Raw genomic sequence first — 24,096 nt, 5'->3', positions numbered from 1 at the left:
TCGGCGGCGCTCCTCCGGTGACCTACAGGCGGTCAGCCAGGGCCGCCAGGAAGTCCACCACCGCGGCCGGGCCCGGCACCGCCAGGTCGGCGCGCTCGGCCAGTTCGGGCACCTCGGCGCTGCCGCTGCACACCAGGAGACCGGGGATGCCGTCCGGGCCCTCGCTGCGCAGCTTCTCCACCGCGGCGAACGCGGCGAGGTCCCCGAGGTCGTCGCCCGCGTAGATCACGGACTCCGCGTCCAGCTCCGCGACGAGCCCGGCGAGCGCGACGCCCTTGTCCATGCCGGGCGGGCGCAACTCCAGCACCAGCCGACCCGGTTCGACGATCAGCCCGTGCCGCACCGCCAGCTCGCCGAGGGGCCCGCGCAGCGACTCGAAGACCGCCTGCGGGTCCTGGGCCCGCCGGGTGTGGACGGCGACGGCCTGTCCCTTCTCCTCGATCCAGGTGTCGTTCCGGACCCCGGACTCGTCCAGCAAGCCGGGGAGTTCGGCACGTACCGCCGTGACGCCCGGATGCGGAGCGGGGGCGTGGACCGTGCCGGTCACGGCGTCCCAGCGCTCGGCCCCGTAATGTCCGAGCACGACGAGGTGCTCCAGCCCGGGGACGCCCGCGAAGCCGCCGTAGCGGACGGCGACGCCCGCCGGACGGCCGGTGATCACGGCGATCGCGGCGACCTTCGGCGCGAGCGCGGCGAGCGCCTCGACGGTGCCGGGGTGGGCGCGGGCCTGTTCGGGGTCCGGGACGATGTCGGCGAGCGTGCCGTCGAAGTCGAGGGCGACGACCGCGCGGTCCGGCCGGGCGAGAACGGCGTCGAGCCCCTCGCGGCCGGCCGGGGTGGTCGGGTTCGGAAGACGTTCCGGGTGACTGCCCATGGGGCGAGCCTAAGCCCTGGACGGATGGAGCACGAGCGTGCTCGCCCCGGCACCGCGGAGGCGCCCGGACGGCTCCGCAGGTGCCCGCCCGGACGGCTGTTCACGGGAGCCACCAGCACTTCGGGCCCCATCACCCCGGCTTGACAGTCATTCCCTCACGACTCCATGATTCCATTAATTGATTCATGGAATCACGGAATCACGGAACCGAGGTGAGGCGCGTGGCAGACACGAGCACCCCGAACGCGACGTCCGGCAACTGGGCACTGGAGGCCCGCTGCCTGGGCAAGCGCTACCGGCGCGGCTGGGCGCTGCGCGACTGCTCCTTCCGGATCCCGGCGGGCCGCATCTGCGGTCTGGTCGGCCCGAACGGAGCCGGCAAGAGCACCCTGCTCGGGCTGGCGACCCGGCAGGTGCAGCCGACCACCGGCGACCTGCGCGTCTTCGGCGTACCGGTCGACGACCCCGCCGTACTGCCGCAGGTCGCGTTCCTCGGCCAGGACAAGCCGCTGTTCAAGCGGTTCACCGTGGCGGAGACGCTGCGGATGGGCGCCGAGCTGAACCCCGGCTGGGACGCGGACGCCGCGCACCGGATCGTCCGCGCGGGCAACGTCCCGCCGGACGCGAAGGTCGGCACGCTCTCCGGCGGCCAGCGCACCCGGGTGGCCTTCGCGCTCGCCTTCGGCAAGCGGCCCGACCTGCTGCTCCTGGACGAGCCGATGTCGGACCTCGACCCGCTGGCCCGGGACGAGATGAGCACCCTGCTGATGGCGGAGGCCGTCGAGCGCGGGACCACGGTGGTGATGTCCTCGCACATGCTGACCGAGCTGGAGGACATGTGCGACTACCTGCTGGTCGTATCCGAGGGCCGTATCCGCATGGCCGGTGACGCCGACGCGCTCGTACCGGCCCACACCCTGGTCACCGGGGTGTCCCGGGACGGCTCGCTGCCGCCCGAGCTCGCCGGCCACACGGTCGTCGAATCCCGCGTCCAGGGGCGGCAGTTCCAGGCGATGGTCCGGCCGGGGGGCCCGCTCCCGGCCGACTGGGAGCGGGCCGAGCCCTCGCTGGAGGAAGTCCTCCTCGCCCATCTCCGCTCCCCGGACGCGCCCCCGCTCTACACCCAGGGCGCCCGCGTCGATGCCGAAGGGACCCAGGCAGCATGAGCAGCACCACCCTCACCGAGAAGCCCGGAAAGGCCCGGAAGCCCTCCGGACCCGGTTCCGGACGCCGCCTGTTGCGCGGCCTTCCCTGGCTCGTCGTCCGCCAGCACCGGGTCGCGTTGGCCTGCGTCCTCGGCCTCACGGTGCTCACCGCGCTCTGGATCGTGTACGAGCGCCACGAACTGGTGCAGCTGCTCGACGCGAAGGGCTGGCCGGAGAAGGATCCCGGCCGGCCGATGGAGAACAACCGCGGCTACGAGTACATCACCAGCATCATCAACGGCCTGCCGCTGATCCTCGCCGTCTTCATCGGCGCCCCGCTGATCGCGGGCGACCAGGAGAACGGCACCGCACAGCTCGTCACCACCCAGTCGGTGACCCGGCGCCAGTGGCTGACCGCCAAGCTGGGCCTGGCCTACACCCTCGCGCTGGTCCCGGGCCTGGTGCTCTCGGCGCTGTTCACCTGGTGGTGGGAACCGCACCGCTCGCTCTTCCTCAGCCAGTGGATCGACGGCGTCATCTTCGACAACACCGGTCCCGTCCTCCCCGCCTTCCTGCTCTTCCTCACCGCCGTCGGCATCACCATCGGCGCCCTGGTCCGCCGGGTGCTCCCGGCCATGGTGGGCGCGTTCCTCTTCACGGCGGTCACCACCATGTTCGTCTGGGACGAGGTACGCGTACGGCTCGGCTCCCCAAAGATGTTCACGTACCCCATGGACACCGAACTCCCCGCCCGCTTCCACGACGTGTACGAGATGGACCGCTGGGTCGGCAGCGCGGACGGCACCCTGTACGGCTGGGGCACCTGCGCCGAGGCGACCGAGAAGGCGCAGAACGCGTGCATCAAGGAGCACGGCATCGTCAACGACGTGATCCAGTACCTCGACTACGGCCAGATGGCGACGATGCAGTGGACAGCGGCGGGCATCCTCCTCGCCGGAACGATCCTGCTCACGGCGTTCACCCTCTGGTGGACCTCGCGCCGCCCGCTGTGATCACCGCCCCCTCCCCTACGTAAAGTGTCGGCAATCGAGCGGAAGGTGAAGTCCGTGGTCGTGTTCCGCATCGACCGGCGCAGTGGAGTGGCGACCTATCTCCAGATCGTCCGGCAGGTCGAACAGGCGTTGCGCATGGGCGCGCTGGAGGAGGGCGACCGGCTGCCCACCGCGGCCCAGGTCGCCGCGACCACGAAGGTCAACCCCAACACGACCCTCAAGGCCTACCGCGAACTGGAGCGCATGGGCCTCGCCGAGGTACGCCAGGGAGCGGGCACGTTCATCACCCGCACCCTCGCCCAGCCCCAGTCCGGCCCCGACTCCCCGCTGCGCACCGCCCTCACCGACTGGCTGGCCCAGGCCCGCGCCGAGGGCCTGACGGGCAGGGACGTCACGGCGCTGTTCCACGCGGCGTTCGGGAACGCGTACCCGGGGGAAGCGCCGGACTGACGGGCTCCGGACGTCGGCCGTACCGTCCTGCCGGTCTCGGAGCGGCCAGTTGCGGAGCGTGCCGGTTCCGGACTGACGGGCCCGCTCAGGCGCGGTTGTAGCGATAGCCGCTGCCGTGGGCGGGCCCGACGTCGTGCAGGATGCCGGAGCCGGCGACGGTGAAGAACGAGGGGTCGGTGTCGCGGCACATCCCGCCGGAACGCGCCGTGTCGACCACGGCGGTACCGATGTTGATCCGGTTCCCGCCGTCCGCCACGGAGCTGAGCTTCGCCGTGTACGCGTTCCCGAACGCCGCGTGGAACAGCCCCGTCGCCGCCCTCGGCGCTCTGCCCGCCGAAGTCGCCGCCGTCCCCTCCGCCCTGCTCCTCTTCCGCGCCTTCCTTGCCCTGCGCGTCCCCCTTGTCCTCGTCCTTCCCGCCGCCCTTCGAGCCGTCCTTGCCGTCGTCCTTTCCGGCAGGGGCAGCCGGGTCGCCGGAGGGGCCGTCACCGGCGGCGGGCGGCGCGGCGGCGTCTCCGCCCCGGGGGTCGGAACCACCGGGGTCGCGGTTGAGGAAGGCGGTGGCGCCGCCGGCGGCCAGCACGGCGGCGACGACGGCCGCGACGGCCCAGGCACGACGCCGTGGCCGGTCTCGGGCAGCCGGGACCTCCTGGACGACAGAGGCGGCGGCACGAGCCGGTTCGGGTGAGGGAGACGGAGACGGGGCCGATGCCGGCGAAGGGGCCGGGTCCGGGGACGGGCCGCCCGCCTCGTCGCTCTTCGCCGGTGCCGGCCGCAGATCGGCCGTACCGAGGTCACGAGGCTCGGGTCCCGAAGGCTCGGGAACCACCGGAGATACAGGCTCGGCGCCGCCTTCCGGCTCCGCGGACTCCGCCCTTTCCGGTACGTCCACGGCTTCCCGTACAACCGCACGCTCCGGCACGACCGCACGCTCCGGCACGTCCAAGGCCTCCGGCACATCCGCGTCGAGCAGCAGCGCCGACTGCTGTGCCAGCCGGGCCAGGAGTACCGGCGGCAGCCAGGCACCCCGCAGGGCATCCGAGGACCGGTCGGGCCCCAGGCCCTCCACCAGCTCGTCCACTCCGGGGCGCTCGGCGGCGCTCTTGGTGAGACAACGTTCGATCAGCTCGCGCAGGGACGCGTCCTCCACCGCGTCGAGGTCCGGCGGGGACTGGACGATCCGGAACATCACCGCGTGCTGGTTGCTCGCCCCGGACCCGAAGGGCAGCCGCCCGGTGGCCGCGTACATCAGCACACAGCCGAGGGAGAAGACGTCCGCCCCCGCCCCGGTCTCCTCGCCGAGGATCTGCTCGGGCGCCATGAACCCGGGTGAGCCGATGACCATGCCCGTACTGGTCAGCAGGGACTCCACGGAGATTTGGAGCGCGCGGGCGATGCCGAAGCCGGGGCGTTGACCGATGCGGCCGGCAGCGGGCCGTGCTCCCGTACGGCCTGTTCGAGGGAGGGGCCGGGCACGTACCCGGTGGCCACCCACGGCCGGTCGGCATCGGCGTCGGCATCGAGCACGGGAGCGGTGTGGCGCCCACCGACGCGGCGGGCCGCCTCGATCTCCCGATGGCCTTATCCCCTGCGGTCGTTGACGCCCGGCCGGAGCCGCGCGCGTGATCAGGACAGGCCGGGGGCGATCACGCCGGCATGAGCGGCAGGGCTTTGCGGCCGGGCCGCGGTGACGAGCGGCGCCGTCCACGCCCATGGTGGCCGAGCGCCTCCGGCGACAGGGTCTCAGCGCCGTCCTGCCCGGAGCGGCGGCGCGGGAATGCCTGCCAATGTTCGACGAATATAATCGGCCCCATGTCGAAGCCTGACGCGCTGCTTGTTGACGTTGTCGCCCTGGTGGAATCCGGGCGCAGCAATCAGATGTCTCTGACCGTGGTCGCCGGTGGAGCTGTCATCACGGGCCGGTTGGCACCGGAAGCCGTCTGGCGGCAGCGGGTGTCGGAGGTCCTCGCGGACTCGGCCAGCCTGGGCGACTTCTCCGCCATGTTCACCGCTGCCGCACCCGCGGAAGGGCCTCCCACGCATCTGCACTTCCACGTGGCCCGGATTCTGCAGGGGCCGGTGGGAATCCCGGAGACCGGCGGGATGTACCGGGTCGCGATCGAGGACGTCAGTGCCTGGACGATGGGCGACTTCAGCTACTCCGACCACTGACCCGCTGCCCCTGTCGGGGCAGCTCGATACGCGGTGAGGGTCCGGCCGGAGTGCTCCGGCCGGACCCTCACCCATGCTCGCGGACAGCTCGCGCCCTGCCCGTTCGGTCAGGCGGCCACGGGGGCGCCGAGCATCGCGGATGCCTGCTGCACCGGGTCGAGGACGCGGGTGGGCGCGGGGGCGGGGGCCAGGTCGCGGCAGGTGAAACCGAGCTGGGTCATGGCCCGCAGGACTTCTCCCGCGCTGAAGTCGCGGCGGTCCTGACGCGTGATGACCTGTCCGACCTGCTTGACGGGGTAGGTGCGTCGGCCGATGATCACCGATTCGCCGGTGACGTGCTCGGGCTTGATGCCCTTCATCGATTCCAGGACGCCGCTCCTGGTCAGGTCGAACGGGAAGCGGGCGATGACACAGCGCATGATGCCTCACAGGGAGAGAAACGCGGAGGGGTGGTTTCGCCGCGGACGGGACGGCTCAGCGGGCGAGGGCGAGTACGCCCAGCGCACTGCCGTGTTCGTCGACCACGGGCAGGGCAACGACGTCGCTGTGGCGCATCATGTGCCCGGCTTCGGCCATTGTGGTCACCGGTGAGGTGAACGGTCCTCGGTCGCCGAGGATGTCCCGCAGCCGGACCCTGTCCGAGTAGCCCGAGCTCTCACGGATTGCCGCGAGCCGGGCGTGGGTGACCAGTCCGCTGCACAGGCCGCTGTCGTCGCAGACCAGCAGATGCCCGGTACGGGCACTGGCCATGACGGACAGGGCCACCTCGACGGTCATGTCGTCGTACACCTGCGGCCCGGCGGTGTCCATGGCGTCGGCCACGGTCCTGCCCACAGCGGTGGCCTCGGTCGAGCGGGGCTGCATCTGGACCAGCGTCAAAAGGTGCCTCCTGCACAGGTGAGTCAGCTTCCGGATCACGAAGTTCTCAGGCCGCCGCGTCGAAGGCGGCCTGATGTGCGCTCACGCGCCGGGCCGCGGAGGCGGGGCTGCGCCGGCCGCGTGAGGAAGCGCTGCGCTGACGCCGCGCGGCCACCGGCGCGGTGATCGTCACGGGAACGCCCGAGGGGGCCTGGGCGCCGGTGATGCGGCCGAGTGCCTCTTCGCCGGAGCGGACCTGGGTGGTCTGGGGCACGATGCGGGCGGCGGTCATGAGGCGGGTCATGTCGCGGCGCTGGTTGGGGGTGACCAGGGTGACGACGCTGCCGGACTCCCCCGCCCGCGCGGTCCGGCCGCCGCGGTGGAGGTAGTCCTTGTGGTCGGTCGGCGGGTCGACGTTGACGACGAGGTCGAGGTTGTCGACGTGGATGCCGCGGGCGGCGACGTTCGTGGCCACGAGCACGGTGACGTGCCCGGTCTTGAACTGGGTCAGGGTCCGGGTGCGCTGGGACTGCGCCTTCCCGCCGTGCAGAGCCGCCGCCCGCACACCGCTCGCCAGCAGGTGGTCGGTGAGCTTGTCCACGGCCCGCTTGGTGTCCAGGAACATGATGACCCGGCCTTCGCGCGCGGCGATCTCGGTCGTCGCCCGGAGCTTGTCGGTGCCGTGGACGTGCAGCACGTGGTGCTCCATCGTCGTCACCGCACCGGCGGAGGGGTCGACGGAGTGGACGACCGGGTCACTGAGGTAGCGGCGGACCAGGCGGTCGACGTTGCGGTCCAGGGTGGCGGAGAACAGCATCCGCTGCCCTCCGGGGCGGACCTGGTCCAGAAGTTCGGTGACCTGGGGCATGAAGCCCATGTCGGCCATCTGATCGGCCTCGTCGAGGACGGTGATCGCGACCTGGTCGAGCCGGCAGTCACCGCGGTCGATGAGGTCCTTGAGCCGGCCCGGCGTCGCCACGACGACCTCGGCGCCCCCGCGCAGCGCGTTGGCCTGCCTGCCGATCGACATTCCGCCGACGACCGTGGCCAGCCGCAGCTTGACCGAGCGGGCGTACGGGGCCAGCGCGTCGGTCACCTGCTGGGCCAGCTCGCGCGTCGGCACGAGCACCAGGGCCAGCGGCTGTCGGGGCTCGGCCCGCTGACCGGCGGTCCGGGCCAGCAGGGCGAGGCCGAAGGCCAGGGTTTTGCCGGAGCCGGTCCGCCCCCGGCCCAGGGCATCACGGCCCGCGAGAGTGTTGGGCAGGGTCGCCCCCTGGATCGGGAAAGGAACGCTCACACCCTGCGCGGTCAGCGCCGCCAGCAGCTGCGCCGGCATGTCGAGGTCGGCGAACGCCTCGACCGCGGGAAGCGCGGGAGCGACCGTGGCCGGCAGAGCGAACTCGCCCTGGACCGCGGCGGGCCGCCGCCCCTGGCCACCCGAGCGACCCGGACCGCCGGAACGGGCGGGCGCGCCCGAACGGGTCGGGGCGGCGGAGGTGAAGCGGCTGCCGCCACGACCGGAGTCGGCCGTACGGCTGCGTGTGCGGGAAGAGCGGTTGTTCGTACGGGTGGGGTTCATTCAGAACCTTCCTTGATACGGCACGTATCAAGGAATTCCCGCAGCGGAAGAACAGCGCAAGGAATCACAAGAACGGGCCGAGCGAAATACAAAAATGGGATGTGGCCGGTGGTTCTTCCCGGATCGGGTTTGCAGGGCCACGCGATGAGTGAGGCCACCTGGGCAAGGAATCCGGCCCACTGGCCAGTGGGACCCCGAAGGAGTGGGCGGTGACTCTGCGGGCGAAGGTCCCGCCGCAGGTGGTACCGATCCGGGAGGACGCCCGGAGCCGGGTCGCCCCCGAAGGATGCGGGACCCGGTTACGAAGTGCGCGTCAGCGTCAGGCGGGAACGATGTTCTCGGCCGTCGGGCCCTTCTGGCTCGGTGCGATGTCGAAGGTGACCCTCTGGCCTTCAAGGAGCTCGCGGAAGCCGTCGGCGGCGATGTTCGAGAAGTGGGCGAACACGTCAGCGCCGTCGCCGTCCTGCTCGATGAAGCCGAAACCCTTGGCCGCGTTGAACCACTTCACAGTGCCGGACGCCATGTCACATCTCCTTCAGGGGGGCAGGTACGCCGAGACCCGTGGGGTACGGATCCCGCGTCGCCGCGATGATGCCCCGACCGGAGAAAACCGGAAATACAATGAAGCTTCCACTGGTCGAAAATTACCCACGCAGAAGCCTGAAGTTCTGGGAACCACAACTGCAACCGAGATCGACAGTAGCATGCCGTAATGATCCGCGTACGCCGAATAACTGCACTGTCTTTGTCGCCGCAATAACACTCCCGGCACGGCGCATTGAACCCTCACGCCGTGGCGACAGATATTGCCCCGCCCCGAGCGCAGCGTTGAAGGGCTACCGGCAGGGCTCTCCTCCCGGGGGGGAGCACGCTCACGAGCAGCTCCCACGCCCGGGCGGGAGCACGCTCACGAAACGGCCACCGCGGCGGGGGCGCCCCTTGAGCGCACTCCCGGCAGGCGGGGGGGCGGCGCCTGCCGGACTTCCATCCGGACCCGCAGGCCTTCAGGCTGCGGGTGGCGCGCTGGGCGGCTCGGCGCCTCGGTGGAGTTCGGCGTTGATGCGCTGGGCCTCTTCGAGCTGGTCCTCCAGGATGACGATGCGGCAGGCCGCCTCGATCGGAGTGCCGGCGTCGACGAGCTCGCGGGCGCGGGCGGCGATGCGGAGCTGGTAGCGGGAGTAGCGGCGGTGGCCACCCGCGGAGCGCAGGGGGGTGATGAGGCGGGCCTCGCCGATGGCGCGAAGGAACCCCTGCGTGGTGTTGAGCATCTCGGCGGCCCGCCCCATGGTGTAGGCGGGGTAATCGTCGTCGTCGAGGCGGTCGAACGAGTCGCCTGCTGTCATCTGTACCTTCCTGTGGAACACGCGTCGGAGGGGCCCGAGTGCCACTTGGCACCCGGGCCCCGAAGGAACTGCTACACCATCAGCCGGCCGAGATCGGCTACGCCGGCTCTATGTTTCCGCACACCTGCCGGGAAGAGGCCCGGGGGCTGCGGGGATCGCGGTTGCTTGACCGGAGACCACCTCACTATCGATGTCCTGCGGTACCCGGGCCCATGACGTTCGCCCGGGCGATCCTGATGGTGCTCAACTCCTCCGTTCTTCCCTCTGGACAAACTACTTCCCTACTTCTCGTGGCCTCTCCAAGCGCCACTTCGGCAGCCAGCCCCGTCGCCCGTCCTGCATCTGCTCCGGCTTGGAACCCCACTGCCGAACCTCCCGGCACGCGCGCCGCAGCCTGACGCCATTTACCGAGGAACCACTGGTACTGCTGACTGCACCTACCTACTGCGGTACTGCTCACGGCAGCCCCTGAAAACCTCGGGCCACCCGGTCCGGTCGCCAGCCCCGTCGCCATCCTGCAACAACCCCGGCTTCGGGACTCCACCACCGCACCGACCTGCACACTGCAACTGCTGAGTACTGCTGCCTGGCAGTTCATCTCTGCCAGGCCCTGCTGTCCTTCTTGGCTACGAGAGAAACCATAGCCACCCTGCACGCCAATGTCTACCTCAGCCAGAACAGATTTTCAGATGCTCGCCGGGCAGACTCTCTACCCGAGCCGCCGACGGCGCACGAGCAGGCCATCCCGGCCGCCCCTGGCACCCCGACCGGGCACGCCCCGGCCTCGGCTCGACCGACTCCACCGGTCGACAGCCTGCTCCACCAGAGCAGCACGGGCGTCACTGCCGACATGGCCTCCTGGCACGACCCACGCGAAGCTCTTCAAGCAGTCCGGGCAAAAGGGCGTGCCGCCCATGAGGGCCTGACTCCGTCGTGCAAACCCGCCGCGACCACGGCGCCGGTTCGGCCTGCCGGAGCCGAGTAGACGGGCCGGCCGTGGGGAACGATCAGAGCTTCCGAAGCGGCATCTCCGCTCGCCCACCCGCAAGGAGCGCCCATGCTTCCTGAAGTCCACCCCCACCTGTCCGCCCCTCTGGCCGATCAGCTGGAACATCAGCTGGGCCCCGCTTCGGAAGCCGGCCAGGTCGACGTGGAGCGCGTCGCGGGCATCGCAGTCGTCGCAGCTGCCCACACCGGCGGCTTACGCGGCAATCGGCCATCTCCTCGGACTCCTTGCCGCGCTCCCCGCCCCCACCGAGGCGGGAGAACGCTTCTGGTCGGACCTGTGGAGGTCTTCGGGCACCGCCTACCTCCTGCCCGCGACCATCAAGGCCGGGGTCCTCGAATCACTGACCGGCGAGGGAACCACCCTGGCCGGCCAGATCCTCTCCGCCGTCGACGAGATGACCCCGCCCCAACGCCTCGCGGCCGGAGAGGTGATCGGCCGAGCCCTCATCGAGTCCGACCACCTTCCGGAGCTCAAGACCCAGGTCATCGGCGAACTATGGCTCCGTGACCTCGAACTCACCGCCTGGCACGTCCTGCACGCGGACCGCAGGTCTGACGATCGCGCGGGCCGGAAAGCCTTCCTCGAAGCCTGGTCGAACGCCTGAAAGCAGACTGTCGCGCCGGACCGGCAAGGGCGCGTCCGCGGCGCACGGCGGCTCGGGTGCGCACAGCTGGGTCGCGAGCGAGGCGGAGCAAGAGACCACTCGGCCGACGGGCTCCGGTGTATCAGAACCATCTACCGTTACGTCACGGCCCCCACAACAGAAAACCCCAGGTCACGGGTTACGTGACCTGGGGTTCTTCTGAGCCGCCTTCGGGATTCGAACCCGAGACCTACGCATTACGAGTGCGTTGCTCTGGCCAACTGAGCTAAGGCGGCGCGCCCTGTCGCACTATGGTGCGATCAGCAGCGGAGCCAAGTCTACACAGTTTCCGGGGGTGCTCCGCACACGGCATCCCCGGAGGCGTTTGTGCTGGTCAGGTGCACTTCTTGGCGTCGGTGGGCGGGGTGCCCTCCAGGAGGTACGTGTTGATCGCCGTGTCGATGCAGTCGCTGCCCCGGCCGTACGCGGTGTGGCCGTCGCCCTCGTAGGTGAGCAGGGTGCCGGAGGAGAGCTGGTCCGCCAGGGCCTCGGACCACTTGTACGGGGTGGCCGGGTCGCGGGTGGTGCCGACGACGACGATCGGGGCGGCTCCCTTCGCCTCGGTGCGGTGCGGGGTGCCGGTGGCCTTCGTCGGCCAGTACGCGCAGTTCAGGGAGGCCCAGGCGAAGCCGCGCCCGAAGACCGGGGAGGCCTTCTCGAAGTCCGGGACCGCCTTCTCGACCGCGTCGGGGCCTTCGAAGGCGGGCGGCAGGTCGAGGCAGTTCACGGCGGCGTTGGCGAACATCAGGTTCGCGTACTTCCCGTTCGGCTCGCGCTCGTAGTAGCTGTCGGCCAGCGAGAGGAGGCCGGAACCGTCGCTGCGCTGTGCGCCCTCCAGCGCCTCGCGGAGCTGCGGCCAGGCCGCCTCGTCGTACATCGCGGCGATCACCCCGGTGGTCGCCAGCGACTCGGTCAGCTCACGGTCGTCGCCGGTCGGGACGGGGTTCGCGTCCAGGTCCGTGAAAAGCTGCTTGAGGGCGGTTGCCGCATCCGCGGTGTTCGTGGTGCCGAGCGGGCAGTCCGGCTGCTTCACGCAGTCGGCGGCGAAGGACTGGAAAGCCCCCTCGAAGCCCGCCGTCTGGTCCCGGTTCATGTCGATGGCCTTCAGGGACGGGTCCATCGCGCCGTCCAGGACCAGCCGGCCGGCCCGCCGCGGGAAGAGGTCCGCGTACGTGGCGCCCAGGAAGGTGCCGTACGACGCTCCGACGTAGTGCAGCTTCTCGTCGCCGAGCAGGGCGCGCAGCACATCCATGTCACGGGCCGTCTCGACGGTGGAGACGTACGGGAGGATCTCGCCGGACCGCTTCTCACAGCCCGCCGCGAACTTCTCGAAGGCGGCGGTGAGCTGCCGGACCTCCGCGTCGTCGTCCGGTGTCTGGTCGACCTGGGTGAAGGTGTCCATCTCCTTGCCCGTGAGGCACTCGACGGGCTCGCTGCGGGCGACGCCGCGCGGATCGATGGCCACCATGTCGTAGCGGGCCCGCACCGGGGCGGGATAGCCGAGTGCCGCGTACCCCTGGAGATAGCCGATCGCGGAGCCGCCGGGACCGCCCGGGTTCACCAGGAGGGAACCGATCCGCTTGCCGGGGCCGGTGGCCTTCTTACGGGAGACGGCGAGCTCGATGTCCCCGTCGTCCGGCTTGTCGTAGTCCTTCGGCGCCTTCATCGTCGTGCACTCGAACCCCTCCACGCCGCAGTCGCGCCAGCTCAGCTTCTGCGTGTAGTACGACGACAGCCCCTCGGGGGCCGCGGTGCCGGTGGCCGAGGCGTTCGGCGACGAGCCGCTGCTGCTGCAGCCGGAGATGAGCAGGCCGGCAGTGCCGATCCCGATGGCGAAGGTGCGGAGCAGGCGCCTGGTATCCATTCAGGGAGCGTATCCGCCGGGTGACGAGTCGTACGATTCCCTGCTCATTCGGGTGAACAGGGGCCCCGCGACCGCACAAGGCTCCAGGAACCTCAGCCCGCCCGCAGCGCCATCGTCATCGCCTCCACCGCGAGCAGCGGCGCCACGTTCCGGTCCATCGCCTCCCGGCAGGCGATCACCGACTCGATCCTGCGCAGGGTCTGCGCGGGCGTCGAGGACTCCGCGATCCGGTCGAGGGAGTCCTGCACGTCGACATTGGCGATGGCCAGCTTCGAACCCAGCTGGAGCGCCAGCACATCGCGGTAGAACCCGGTCAGCTCGGTCAGCGCCAGGTCCAGGCTGTCGCGCTGTGTACGCGTCTTGCGGCGCTTCTGCTTGTCCTCCAGCTCCTTCATCGCCCCCGCCGTACCGCGCGGCATCCGGCCGCCGGCCACCCCGCCGAGGGCCGCCTTGAGGTCCTCGGTCTCCTTCGCGTCGACCTCCTCCGCCAGCTGCTTGGCGTCGTCGGTCGCCGTGTCGATCAGCTCCTGGGCCGCCTTGAGACAACCGCCCACGTCGGCGACCCGCAGCGGGACCTTCAGCACCGCCGCCCGCCGCGCCCGCGCCCGCTCGTCCGTGGCGAGACGGCGGGCCCGCCCGATGTGCCCCTGAGTGGCGCGCGCCGCGTTGTGCGCCCGCTCGGGGTCGATGCCGTCGCGGCGGATCAGGACGTCGGCCACGGCCTCCACCGGCGGGGTGCTCAGGGTGAGGTGCCGGCAGCGGGAACGGATCGTCGGCAGGACGTCTTCGAGCGAGGGGGCGCACAGCATCCACACCGTGCGCGGCGCGGGCTCCTCGACGGCCTTCAGCAGGACGTTTCCCGCGCCCTCGGTGAGACGGTCGGCGTCCTCCATGACGATGACCTGCCACCGCCCGACCGCCGGGGAGAGCTGGGCGCGCCTGACCAGGTCCCGGGTCTCCTTCACACCGATGGAGAGCAGGTCGGTGCGGATGACCTGGACGTCGGCGTGCGTACCGATCAGGCTCGTGTGGCAGCCGTCGCAGAAGCCGCAACCGGGGGCTCCGCCCAGCGCCCGGTCCGGGCTCGTGCACTGGAGCGCGGCGGCGAACGCCCGCGCCGCCGTGGACCGGCCTGAACCGGGCGGTCCGGTGAACAGCCAGGCGTGCGTCATCTTCGAGCCCTGGTCCAGCGGCTTGCCGTCGGACACGGCGGTGACCAGCGCATCGGCGTCCCTGGCGGCAGCGGCGAGCTGTTCCTGCACTCGGTCCTGTCCGACCAGGTCGTCCCAGACGGTCATGGGTCACCGCCCTTCCGGTGGTGTCGTGCACTGCCCGCGAACCGCGGTGCGTCGTCGCTCTCCATTGTGGGGGACGCCTCTGACAGTCCGGCCCGCCCGCCCCCGGAGGGACGGACGGGCCGGTACGTCACTCCGGCGCCGCGCCGGGCGCCTGGGTTCAGCCGCGCGGGCGGCGTCCCCTGCCGCCGCGGCCCTCGTCGTCCTGGCCGCCGAGCAGCTCGTCCGCCAGGGTCGGCAGATCGTCCAGCGGGGTCTCCTCCGCCCAGTCCGAGCGGGGGCGCTTGCGGGTCCGCTGCTGCCGGTCCGGGGCCGGGGCGTTCGGGTCCTCGACCTGCGGCAGTTCCCGGGTGCGCTCGTTCTCGCTCTCCGCGGGCGAGGGCGCCGGGCTCTCGTCCCGGAAGAAGCCCTGGGGCACCCGGTCGGACGGCTGGTCGTCCCGTACCGGCGGCAGCACGGCCGTCTCGTCGGCGTCCCGGGCCTGCCGAGGACCCGAGGGTCGTGCCGACCCCGTCGGCCGCTGGTCCGTGAAGCGCGGCAGCATCGCCGTCTCCTCGTCCCCGGCGGCCGCACCGGAACCCGAGCCCGAGCCGGAGGAACCCGAACCCGAAGGACCGTCGTCCTCCGGTCGCGCCGTCGGAACCGGCTGCGTGATCTCGTTCGGGTTGACGATCGGCGTGGGGACCGTGATCTCGTTCTCCGGCACCGTCGGCCCCGGCGCGCCCTCGGAGCGCGAGGACGACTCCGTACGGGAACGGGACGCCCGCTCCGCCTCCGCGCGCTCGGCCTCGGCCCGCGCCGCCTCCGTACGGACGGCCGCCTCGGCCTCCGCCCGGCGGCGGGCCTCCTCCGCGCGCAGCAGGGCCTCTTCGGCCTTGCGCTGCTTCTCCAGCCGCTGCGCCTCGGCCTCCTGGCGCTGCCGGGCCTCCTCCTCGGCCCTCAGGCGCAGCCGCTCCTGCTCGGCCGCGCGGACCCGCTCCTCGGCCTCCAGCCGGAGCCGGTCCTCCTCGGCGCGGCGGCGGGCCTCCTCGGCGCGCTGCCGGGCCTCCTCCGCCTGGCGCTCGGCCTCGCGGCGGCGGGCCTCCTCCAGTTCGCGCTGCTTGCGCTCCTCCTCCTCGGCGCGCAGCCGGGCGAGCTGCTCCTGGCGCTCCTTCTCCAGGCGCTCCTCCTCGGCCTTGCGGGCGGCCTCTTCCTCCGCCTTGCGCCGCGCCTCCTCGATGGCCTTGCGCCGTGCCTCCTCGATGGCCTCGATCTCGGCCGCGGAGAGCGGAAGGAGCCGGTCGAGCCGGTGGCGTACGGCCGTGGTGATCGACTCCGGCTCCTGGCCGGCGTCCACCACCAGATAGCGGGTCGGGTCGGCCGCGGCCAGGGTCAGAAACCCGGACCGTACCCGCTCGTGGAACTCCGCCGGCTCCGACTCCAGCCGGTCCGGCGCCTCCGTGAACCGCTCCCGCGCGGTCGCCGGGTCGACGTCCAGCAGCACCGTCAGATGCGGTACGAGGCCGCTCGTCGCCCACCGCGAGATCCGGGCGATCTCGGTCGGAGCCAGGTCCCGGCCCGCGCCCTGGTAGGCCACGGACGAGTCGATGTAGCGGTCGGAGATGACGATCGCGCCGCGCTCCAGCGCCGGGCGGACGACGGAGTCGACGTGCTCGGCGCGGTCGGCGGCGTACAGCAGGGCCTCGGCGCGGTTGGAGAGACCGGCGGAGGACACGTCGAGGAGGATCGAGCGCAGCCGCTTGCCGATGGGGGTGGCCCCGGGCTCGCGGGTGACGACGACCTCGTGGCCCTTGGACCGGATCCAGTCGGCGAGCGCCTCGACCTGGGTGGACTTGCCCGCTCCGTCGCCGCCCTCCAGGACGAGGAAGAAGCCGGTGGCCGCGGGCGCGACGGCCGGTTCGCCGCCGCGCAGCGCCTCGCGCAGGTCCCGGCGCAGCGGCACGCCCGCCCGGTCGTCCGTCTTGGCGAGGACGAAGGCGGCGACGGGCAGCAACAGGGCGCCGAGCAGCATCAGGGTGAAGGCGGCCCCGGCGTGGGCGAAGACGAAGTCGCCGGCGACCAGGCGGTGCCGCCCGATCGCGGCGGCCAGCAACGGGCCGGCGACCGCGCCGAGCGCGACGAGCACCCGGACGACGGCCTGGAGGTGGTCGGTGGTCCGGGCCTGCCGGAACGCCTCGGTCTCCTGGTCGATCAGGGTGTGCCCGGTGTTCGCGGCGACCCCGGCGGCGTAACCGGCGAGCAGGGAGATGGCGATCCCGGTCGCGGTGTCCGGCACCAGGCCGAGCGCGAGGAGCGCGAGGCCGGTCACGGCGGTGGCCAGCGCCAGCAGACGGCGGCGCGACAGGGTCGGCAGTACGTGGCGTGCGGTGCGGATACCGAGGGCGGTGCCGCCGGTCAGTCCGAGGATCAGCAGCGCGAAGGTGGCCGGCCCGCCGCCGAGGTCGTAGGCGTGCAGGACGGATACGGCCGCCGCGGCGGCGACGGCGCCGGCGACGGCAGCGCAGACCGCGACCAGCAGCGGGACGGCACCGGTGCGGCCCTTGTCGGGGCCGGTGCCGGTGGCGGGGCGGCGCAGGCCCTCCAGCGGGGAGCGCGGCCGGGGCGTCCGGTCGGTGGGGAACTCCAGGAAGTACAGGGTGGAGATGGAGGCGGAGAAGAGCCCCGCCGCGACGTAGGACCCCAGGGCCGCCTGGTGGAAGGAGAACCACTCCAGGCCCGAGCCGAGGAGGTTGCCGACCAGTGTGGCGGCCAGCAGGACCACCGCGGCGGCGGGCACGGCGAGGAAGTTCGTCCGCAGCGACAGACGGCGCAGGGCGTCGAGGTGGTCGGGCAGGGGGCGTACGGCCGCGCCTTCGAGGGGCGGGCCGGGCAGCAGTGCCGGGGCGGCGCTGTCCTTGGCCACGGCCCACAGGCGCTCACCGGCACCGGTCACGAAGACGGTGATGAGGATCATCATGAGCGCCTTGTCGGGCGTCCAGTCGATCCACAGCGGGGCGACGACCAGCAGCGCCAGGCGCAGCCCGTCCACCCCGATCATCAGCCATCGCCGGTCCAGCCTTCCGCCGGGCCCCGTGAGGGACGTCAGCGGTCCCAGGAGTACGGCTCCGAAGAACAGGGTGGAAAGGATCCGGGCACCGAAGACGGCGGCGACGGCGAAGGCCGCCCCGCGGTATCCGGTGCCGAATGAGCCCTCAAGGACCGCCGCTTGCAGCGACAGCAGCACCAGCACGAGAAGGGCGAGTGCATCGCCGATACCGCCGACGAGCTGGGCGCTCCACAACCGCTTCAGCGGAGGAATACGCAACAGGGCCCGTACGGCGCGCTCGCGTGAGTCTGCGGCAAGTGTGTCGGAGGTGGGGCTCACGACCGTTGGCTGCTCGGCTCGCGTCATCCGCCCAGCCTATCGGCAGCGGTGCGGTGACTGTCGGCCCGTCCGAACATATGGACGTGGACAACTTCCGGCCAGGCCGATACCGGCCCATGACGCACCGCCGCCCGGCGCCGGGATCACGGAGATCGAAGCGCCGGGCGGCGGTGGGAAGACGTACGACGGACCGGCCCGTACGAAGAGGCGTCAGTCGTCCGACTGGGCGGAGGACGAAGCCGTCTTCTTGGCGGCGGTCTTCGTGGCCGCCGCCTTCTTGGCCGTCGTCGTCTTCTTCGCCGCGGTCTTCTTGGCGGCCGTGGCCTTGGTGGCCGTCGTCTTCTTCGCGGCCGTCTTCTTGGCCGTCGCCTTCTTCGCGGGGGCCTTCTTCGCGGGGGCCTTCTTGGCCGTCTTCTTCTTGGCCGGGCCCTTGGCGCGCTTCTCGGCGAGCAGTTCGTAGCCGCGCTCGGGCGTGATCTCCTCGACGCTGTCCCCGGTCCGCAGCGTCGCGTTGGTCTCGCCGTCGGTGACGTACGCGCCGAAGCGGCCGTCCTTGACCACCACGGGCCGCTCGCTGACCGGGTCGGTGCCCAGCTCCTTCAGCGGGGGCTTGGCCGCGGCCCGCCCGCGCTGCTTGGGCTGGGCGTAGATCGCGAGGGCCTCTTCGAGGGTGATGTCGAAGAGCTGGTCCTCGGAGGTCAGCGACCGGGAGTCGGTGCCCTTCTTCAGATACGGGCCGTACCGGCCGTTCTGCGCGGTGATCTCGACGCCCTCGGCGTCCTCGCCGACGACGCGCGGCAGCGACATCAGCTTGAGGGCGTCGGCGAGGGTGACCGTGTCCAGGGACATGGTCTTGAAGAGGGAGGCGGTCCGCGGCTTCACGGCGTTCTTGCCGGTCTTCGGCGTCCCCTCGGGCAGCACCTCGGTGACGTACGGGCCGTAGCGCCCGTCCTTGGCGATGATCTGGTTGCCGGTCACCGGGTCGGCGCCCAGCTCGAAGTCGCCGCTGGGCTTGGCCAGCAGCTCCTCGGCCAGCTCGACGGTCAGCTCGTCGGGGGCCAGGTCATCGGGCACGTCGGCGCGCTGGTGGCCCTCGGCGTCCTTCTCGCCCCGCTCGATGTACGGGCCGTAGCGGCCGACGCGGAGCTTGATGTCGTTGCCGACGGGGAAGGAGGAGATCTCCCGGGCGTCGATCGCGCCGAGGTCGGTGACCAGTTCCTTCAGACCGCCGAGGTGGTCGCCGTCGCCGTTGCCCGCGTCGGAGGCCGCACCCGCGCCGGAGGCGTCGTCACCGGGCTGCGCGCCGAAGTAGAAGCGCTTCAGCCACGGTACGGACTTGGCCTCGCCCCGCGCGATGCGGTCGAGGTCGTCCTCCATCCGGGCGGTGAAGTCGTAGTCGACGAGCCGGCCGAAGTGCTTCTCCAGCAGGTTGACCACGGCGAAGGACAGGAAGGACGGAACGAGCGCGGTGCCCTTCTTGAAGACGTAACCGCGATCCAGGATGGTCCCGATGATCGAGGCGTACGTGGAGGGGCGGCCGATCTCGCGCTCTTCCAGCTCCTTGACCAGCGAGGCCTCGGTGTAGCGGGCCGGGGGCTTGGTGGCGTGCCCGTCGACCGTGATCTCGTCGGCGGTCAGCGCGTCGCCCTCGGCGACCTGCGGCAGCCGCCGCTCGCGGTCGTCCAGCTCGGCGTTCGGGTCGTCGGCGCCCTCGACGTACGCCTTCATGAAGCCGTGGAAGGTGATCGTCTTGCCGGACGCGGAGAACTCGGCGTCCCGGCCGTCGCTCGCCCGGCCGCCGATCTTGACGGTGACCGAGTTACCGGTCGCGTCCTTCATCTGGGAGGCGACGGTCCGCTTCCAGATCAGCTCGTAGAGCCGGAACTGGTCGCCGGTGAGCCCGGTCTCGGCGGGGGTGCGGAAGCGGTCGCCGGAGGGGCGGATCGCCTCGTGCGCCTCCTGCGCGTTCTTGACCTTGCCCGCGTACGTGCGCGGCTTCTCGGGGAGGTAGTTCGCCCCGTACAACTGCGTGACCTGGGCCCGGGCCGCGGCGACCGCCGTGTCCGAGAGGGTCGTGGAGTCGGTACGCATATAGGTGATGAAGCCGTTCTCGTACAGCTTCTGCGCCACCTGCATGGTCGCCTTCGCACCGAAGCCCAGCTTGCGGCTCGCCTCCTGCTGGAGGGTCGTGGTCCGGAAGGGGGCGTACGGGGAGCGGCGGTACGGCTTCGACTCGACGGACCGGACCGTGAAGGAGGAGTCGGCGAGCGCGGCGGCGAGCGCCCGGGCGTTCGTCTCGTCCAGGTGCAGGGTCTGGGCGGAGCCGGCCTTGAGCTGCCCGTCGGGGCCGAAGTCGCGGCCCTGGGCGATCCGGCGGCCGTCGACCGCGCTGAGGCGGGCGGTGAGGTTCGAGGGGTCGGAGGCGTCACCGGTGCGTCCGGTGGCGAACTTTCCGGTCAGGTCCCAGTACTCGGCGGAGCGGAAGGCGATGCGCTCGCGCTCCCGCTCGACGACGAGGCGGGTGGCGACGGACTGGACGCGGCCCGCCGAGAGCTTCGGCATGACCTTCTTCCACAGGACCGGCGAGACCTCGTAGCCGTAGAGGCGGTCGAGGATACGGCGGGTCTCCTGGGCGTCGACCATGCGCTGGTTGAGCTCGCGCGGGTTGGCGACGGCGGCCCGGATCGCGTCCTTGGTGATCTCGTGGAAGACCATCCGGTGGACCGGGACCTTGGGCCGCAGGACTTCCTGGAGGTGCCACGCGATGGCTTCGCCCTCGCGGTCCTCATCGGTGGCGAGGAAGAGTTCGTCGGACTCGGCCAGCAGCTGCTTGAGCTTTCTGACCTGGGCCTTCTTGTCCGCGTTGACGACGTAGATGGGCTGGAAGTCGTGCTCGACGTCCACGCCGAGGCGGCGCACCTCGCCGGTGTACTCGTCCGGGACCTCGGCCGCGCCGTTCGGGAGGTCGCGGATGTGCCCGACGCTCGCCTCGACGACGTATCCGGGGCCGAGATAGCCCTTGATCGTCTTCGCCTTGGCAGGCGACTCGACGATGACGAGTCGGCGGCCGCCCTGTGCGGTCTCGCTGGTCGGGGACAACTTCGCTCTTCTCTCCGGTCGACACTCGGTGGGCATCCGGGCGGCGTCATGACGCCGCCCGCGGTGCTGTCGCTGCGGAGTGTGACGGTACAACCCGCCCCCGTGTCAAACGGCAAAAGCCCGCAACGGCCACTCGAACGGTAACCCGACTTCCGCCATTCCTGCCGCCCGGACCGCCGGGTCCGCGCCGCGCGGGGCCTCGGCCTGCGGCTTTTCGGAGACGGTCGCGGTGTCCGCCGGAAGACCGGTCGGCCCGGGCACCGCCCGGCCGGGGGCGGGGGTCAGACCTGCGTGAAGGCCCACACACCGAGGCCGAGGAAAACTACGCCGAAGAGCGTCGTGAGTGCGGTGGAGGCGACAGGGCTCACACCGTGCGCCACCGGCGCGCGGTGCAGGGCTCGCGCCCCTGTCCAGATCAGGAGGGCGGCGCCGAACAGTGCCAGGGCCGTACCGGCGAAGACTGCGGTGGCGCTCTCCATGTCGTACCCCTAGACGTCGTATGACCCGTCGGGGGACTCGTACGGGAGCCGCCCGGGGCGGGCCGGGCCGGCCCGTCGGAGCCGGACCTCGGCGGCCCGGCACGGGGAGGTTGTCACCCGGGGGCATCGCCCACGCGAACCCCGGGTGAACAGCGCTCCCCCGCCGACGGGCGGAACTCCATCGGCGGTACGGGCAGGGCCCCGGGCACCCATGAGCGGAATGTGCGGGCCGGGCGCGCCGCGGGAGGATGGGGACACGAACGCGCTGGTTGATATGGACAGCGCGCCCCGGACAACGACCACCACCGGCCCGTACCGGAAGGCGCCGGCCCGCACCGGGGCGGCGGCCGGGCGGGCGGCCATGCGCCCGCGCCTCCGGCGCGGTCGGCCTACTCCCCCCGCGCCACGACGCCGGACGCCGGCTCCAGGAAGCCCTCCTCGACCAGCAGCCGGATCGCCTGCGGTGTCCGGTCGCGCAGGAGCACCGGGTCCTCCGCCATCAGCTGCGCGATCGCGTCCAGGATCCGCCCGGCGGGCAGCGACCCGTCGCACACGCCGGCGAACCCGGCGGCCACCGCATCGACCTTGGTCGCCCGCATCATGCCCCGGTGCTGACGCAGCACCACGTGCTCGGGGTCCTCCGCGCCCGGCAGCCCGACCTGCTCCTGCACGACCTCGGCGGCGAGGGAGAAATGCCCGGCGAGCAGCGCCGCGTCGTCCTGGTCGCGGAGGTAGTCCTGGCGGGCGAAGTGCTCTTGGACGGCCTGTCCGAGCGGCTGCTGCACCGCGTGCGGCCACTCCTCGACGACGATCGAGGGGTTCCCGGCCGCCGCGGCGGATGACTTGCGCAGGGTGATCCAGCCGAAGCCGACGGACGTGGTGCCCCGGGTCTGGAACTCGTCGAGCCACGCCTCGTACAGCTGGTCGTACTCGGCGGGGTCGCTGCGGTGGTCGCCGCTGTCCCGCAGCCACAGCTCGGCGTACTGCGTGACGTCCTGGACCTCGCGCTGGACGATCCAGGCGTCGCAGCCGTACGGCACCCAGGAACGCAGCCGGTCCTGCCACTCCTCGCCCTCCACATGCTGCCAGTTGGCGAGGAACTGGGCGTAGCCCCCTTCGTTCAGATGGTCGCCCGCCTGCTGCACCAGCGTGCGGCACAGGTCGTCGCCGCCCATGCCGCCGTCCCGGTAGGTGAGGCGGGCGCCGGGCGAGATGACGAACGGCGGGTTGGAGATGATCAGGTCGAACGTGTCGGAGCCCACCGGCTCGAAGAGGGACCCCTCACGCAGATCGGCGGGGGCGGCGCCGGACAGGGCGAGGGTGAGCCGGGTGAAGTCCAGGGCACGGGGGTTGAGGTCGGTGGCGGTGACCCGGGTCGCGTGCTGGGCTGCGTGCAGCGCCTGGATACCGGAGCCCGTACCGAGGTCCAGCGCCGAGGCGACCGGCGTACGCACGGTGATCCCGGCGAGGGTGGTGGAGGCCCCGCCGACGCCGAGGACGACGCCCTCCCCGCGCGAGCCGATCCCGCCCGCGCCGCCGACCGCGCATCCGAGGTCGGACACGATGAACCAGTCCTCGCCGTCCGGCCCCCCGTACGGCCGTACGTCGACGCATGCGCGGACCTCCCCGTCCGCACCGCCCTCGCGGGTCACCCAGCCGTCCGCGACGCACTCCTCCAGCGGCATGGCCTCACGGGCCCGCTCCTCGGCGACGGGGCGCTGCAGAAGGAACAGCCGCACCAGCGTGTCGAGCGGGGTGTCGCCCCGGGTCGCCCGCAGGGCGGGGACGGTCTCGCTGCGCGCGAGGGCGGCGTAGGCGGGCGCGCCGAGGCGTTCGAGGAGCCCGTCCGCGGTGAAGTCCGCGGCGAGCAGGGCCTCACGGAGGGCGGCGGCGTGGTCGGGTGCGGGAAGGCTGCTCTTACTCACCCTCCCATTGTGTCCGGTCGCACCGACAACGGCAGCGGCCCGGACACCCACCGGGGGTCCGGGCCGTCACAAGGAGGACAGCGCTCAGGACTTCTTCTCCGGGGAGCCCTTGTCCTCCGACTCCTTCTTGTCGGGGGCCGAGCTCTCCGAGGACGCCCCGGAACCGGAGGGACCGGTCGAGGCAGTCTGCTTCTGGCAGCCCTCCTGCTTCGACATCGCGACACCGACCTCGCCGGACTGGAGCTTCTTCAGCGCCTGGTCACCACCGGTGCTGATCTTGTTCAGCTCGTCGGCGATGGTCTTCAGCCCGTCGGCGAACTTGCTCTGCTCCTTGGTGTCGAGTGCGTCGACCTGGGTCTTGAGGTCGGCGTATGCCTTGGAGGATGCGTTGAGCTCCTTCACCGCCGCCTTCTGGGTGGCGTCGCCGCCGTCGACGGGCGGCGGGCCGGCCGAGTCGACAGCCTTGCCCAGCGCCTTGTACGCCTCGGACATCTCCTGGAAGGCGACCGAGTCGGCCTTCTGGACGTCGGCGGGCTTGTTGTTGTCGCCGGTCTTCTCGAGGATCGAGGCGTTGGCGTTGTTGATCTTCTGGAGTTGCGGCTGAACCTGGTCGCAGACCTTCTTGGCCCAGTCGTTGACCTTGTTGTCGCTGTCGTCGCTGCAGCCCGACAGCGTCAGTACGAGTACCGCGCCGCCGGACAGTGCGGCTGCAAGCTTCTTGTTCACCGGATCGGTCCCTTCCAAGGCTCTCGGCCCGGAACTTACACGGCGAGGGGACGACAGCCGGGTGCCGCTCATCCTTTATGCACCCTTTTGAAGCCATTTGCACCAAGGGAAATGAGGGAGATGCCACTCGCGGAGAGAACCGTACGCATGAGCGGTAACTCATCCGAATGGCGGATTTCGCATCGGCGGCGTCCGGTGCGACCGGTCCGCGCACGCCGAACAGGGACGGACGGGAGCCGCCCCGGAGGGACGCAGGGCGA

At 71.5% G+C, this 24,096-nt stretch carries 20 protein-coding genes, 1 tRNA gene and 1 pseudogene; 6 read left to right on the top strand and 16 right to left on the bottom strand.

Annotated elements, in window-relative coordinates; translation table 11 throughout:
- Positions 1-22 precede the first annotated feature (22 nt).
- The gene (gene otsB, locus RNL97_RS18280; RefSeq protein WP_030591093.1) at positions 23-874 is read right to left on the bottom strand and encodes a trehalose-phosphatase; all 852 of its coding nucleotides are present in this window, start codon (positions 872-874) and stop codon (positions 23-25) included.
- Positions 875-1,095: 221 nt separating this feature from the next.
- Between otsB and RNL97_RS18275 the strand changes: the two genes are divergently transcribed.
- The 3 genes from RNL97_RS18275 to RNL97_RS18265 are packed head-to-tail and all read left to right on the top strand — an operon-like array spanning position 1,096 to position 3,482.
- Positions 1,096-2,040: an ABC transporter ATP-binding protein gene (locus RNL97_RS18275; RefSeq protein ID WP_313750955.1), complete on the top strand. Its 945-nt coding sequence runs from the start codon at positions 1,096-1,098 to the stop codon at positions 2,038-2,040.
- Positions 2,037-3,032 carry an ABC transporter permease gene (locus RNL97_RS18270; RefSeq protein ID WP_030591089.1) on the top strand — a complete coding sequence of 332 codons (996 nt, stop codon included), beginning with the start codon at positions 2,037-2,039 and terminating at the stop codon, positions 3,030-3,032. The genes RNL97_RS18275 and RNL97_RS18270 overlap by 4 nt, the downstream gene beginning before the upstream one ends.
- A 45-nt stretch (positions 3,033-3,077) precedes the next feature.
- Positions 3,078-3,482 (top strand): GntR family transcriptional regulator, encoded by a 405-nt coding sequence (locus RNL97_RS18265; protein WP_030591087.1) that lies wholly within the window; start codon positions 3,078-3,080, stop codon positions 3,480-3,482.
- Positions 3,483-3,567: 85 nt separating this feature from the next.
- On the opposite strand, the gene RNL97_RS18260 is transcribed toward RNL97_RS18265, so the two are convergent.
- On the bottom strand, positions 3,568-3,738 hold the full coding sequence (locus RNL97_RS18260) for a hypothetical protein (RefSeq protein ID WP_313751692.1): 171 nt from the start codon (positions 3,736-3,738) through the stop codon (positions 3,568-3,570).
- 16 nt (positions 3,739-3,754) lie between these two features.
- Between RNL97_RS18260 and RNL97_RS18255 the strand changes: the two genes are divergently transcribed.
- Positions 3,755-4,168: a hypothetical protein gene (locus RNL97_RS18255; protein WP_234313503.1), complete on the top strand. Its 414-nt coding sequence runs from the start codon at positions 3,755-3,757 to the stop codon at positions 4,166-4,168.
- 432 nt (positions 4,169-4,600) lie between these two features.
- On the opposite strand, the pseudogene RNL97_RS18250 reads toward RNL97_RS18255, so the two are convergent.
- Positions 4,601-4,825 (bottom strand): annotated as a pseudogene (locus RNL97_RS18250) (protein kinase domain-containing protein); the annotation flags it as partial.
- 467 nt (positions 4,826-5,292) lie between these two features.
- Here RNL97_RS18250 and RNL97_RS18245 point away from each other — a divergent pair.
- Positions 5,293-5,652: a hypothetical protein gene (locus RNL97_RS18245; RefSeq protein WP_030591085.1), complete on the top strand. Its 360-nt coding sequence runs from the start codon at positions 5,293-5,295 to the stop codon at positions 5,650-5,652.
- Between the two features lie 107 nt (positions 5,653-5,759).
- Here RNL97_RS18245 and RNL97_RS18240 read toward each other — a convergent pair whose 3' ends face one another.
- The 5 genes from RNL97_RS18240 to RNL97_RS18220 form a co-directional block, all read right to left on the bottom strand.
- On the bottom strand, positions 5,760-6,071 hold the full coding sequence (locus RNL97_RS18240) for an SCO5918 family protein (RefSeq protein ID WP_030591083.1): 312 nt from the start codon (positions 6,069-6,071) through the stop codon (positions 5,760-5,762).
- Between the two features lie 55 nt (positions 6,072-6,126).
- Entirely contained in the window at positions 6,127-6,531 is a 405-nt protein-coding gene (locus RNL97_RS18235; protein WP_030591078.1) for a CBS domain-containing protein, read from the bottom strand.
- Between the two features lie 46 nt (positions 6,532-6,577).
- Positions 6,578-8,089 (bottom strand): DEAD/DEAH box helicase, encoded by a 1,512-nt coding sequence (locus RNL97_RS18230; RefSeq protein ID WP_030591075.1) that lies wholly within the window; start codon positions 8,087-8,089, stop codon positions 6,578-6,580.
- A gap of 319 nt (positions 8,090-8,408) precedes the next feature.
- A complete protein-coding gene (locus RNL97_RS18225; RefSeq protein WP_030591072.1) occupies positions 8,409-8,612 on the bottom strand; it encodes a cold-shock protein in 204 nt (67 codons plus the stop codon).
- Positions 8,613-9,093: 481 nt separating this feature from the next.
- Positions 9,094-9,432, bottom strand: coding sequence for a MerR family transcriptional regulator (locus RNL97_RS18220; protein ID WP_030591060.1), 339 nt, complete (start codon positions 9,430-9,432; stop codon positions 9,094-9,096).
- A 1,403-nt stretch (positions 9,433-10,835) separates the two neighbouring features.
- On the opposite strand from RNL97_RS18220, the gene RNL97_RS18215 reads away from it, so the two are divergent.
- Positions 10,836-11,045, top strand: a complete 210-nt coding sequence (locus tag RNL97_RS18215; RefSeq protein WP_313750954.1) for a hypothetical protein — start codon at positions 10,836-10,838, stop codon at positions 11,043-11,045.
- A gap of 201 nt (positions 11,046-11,246) precedes the next feature.
- Here RNL97_RS18215 and RNL97_RS18210 read toward each other — a convergent pair.
- The 8 genes from RNL97_RS18210 to RNL97_RS18175 all read right to left on the bottom strand — a co-directional run bounded on the left by RNL97_RS18210 (position 11,247) and on the right by RNL97_RS18175 (position 23,836).
- Positions 11,247-11,320 (bottom strand) — tRNA-Thr (locus tag RNL97_RS18210).
- Between the two features lie 98 nt (positions 11,321-11,418).
- Complete coding sequence (locus RNL97_RS18205; protein ID WP_030591029.1) at positions 11,419-12,948, bottom strand: alpha/beta hydrolase; 1,530 nt, start codon at positions 12,946-12,948, stop codon at positions 11,419-11,421.
- Between the two features lie 92 nt (positions 12,949-13,040).
- Positions 13,041-14,246: a DNA polymerase III subunit delta' gene (locus RNL97_RS18200; protein ID WP_030591026.1), complete on the bottom strand. Its 1,206-nt coding sequence runs from the start codon at positions 14,244-14,246 to the stop codon at positions 13,041-13,043.
- A 157-nt stretch (positions 14,247-14,403) separates the two neighbouring features.
- Entirely contained in the window at positions 14,404-17,634 is a 3,231-nt protein-coding gene (tmk, locus tag RNL97_RS18195) for a dTMP kinase (protein ID WP_313750953.1), read from the bottom strand.
- Between the two features lie 183 nt (positions 17,635-17,817).
- Positions 17,818-20,706 (bottom strand): type I DNA topoisomerase, encoded by a 2,889-nt coding sequence (gene topA, locus RNL97_RS18190; protein WP_313750952.1) that lies wholly within the window; start codon positions 20,704-20,706, stop codon positions 17,818-17,820.
- 281 nt (positions 20,707-20,987) lie between these two features.
- Positions 20,988-21,185 carry a hypothetical protein gene (locus RNL97_RS18185; protein WP_030591017.1) on the bottom strand — a complete coding sequence of 66 codons (198 nt, stop codon included), beginning with the start codon at positions 21,183-21,185 and terminating at the stop codon, positions 20,988-20,990.
- A gap of 389 nt (positions 21,186-21,574) precedes the next feature.
- On the bottom strand, positions 21,575-23,110 hold the full coding sequence (locus tag RNL97_RS18180; RefSeq protein ID WP_313750951.1) for a DUF7059 domain-containing protein: 1,536 nt from the start codon (positions 23,108-23,110) through the stop codon (positions 21,575-21,577).
- Positions 23,111-23,194: 84 nt separating this feature from the next.
- Entirely contained in the window at positions 23,195-23,836 is a 642-nt protein-coding gene (locus RNL97_RS18175) for a dynein light chain family protein (RefSeq protein ID WP_030591011.1), read from the bottom strand.
- Positions 23,837-24,096: the final 260 nt, after the last annotated feature.

The organism is Streptomyces parvus, assembly GCF_032121415.1.
Classification (GTDB): domain Bacteria; phylum Actinomycetota; class Actinomycetes; order Streptomycetales; family Streptomycetaceae; genus Streptomyces; species Streptomyces globisporus_A.
The sequence above is the reverse complement of the archived record's forward strand: the minus strand, read 5'-3'. Positions and strand labels throughout refer to the sequence as shown.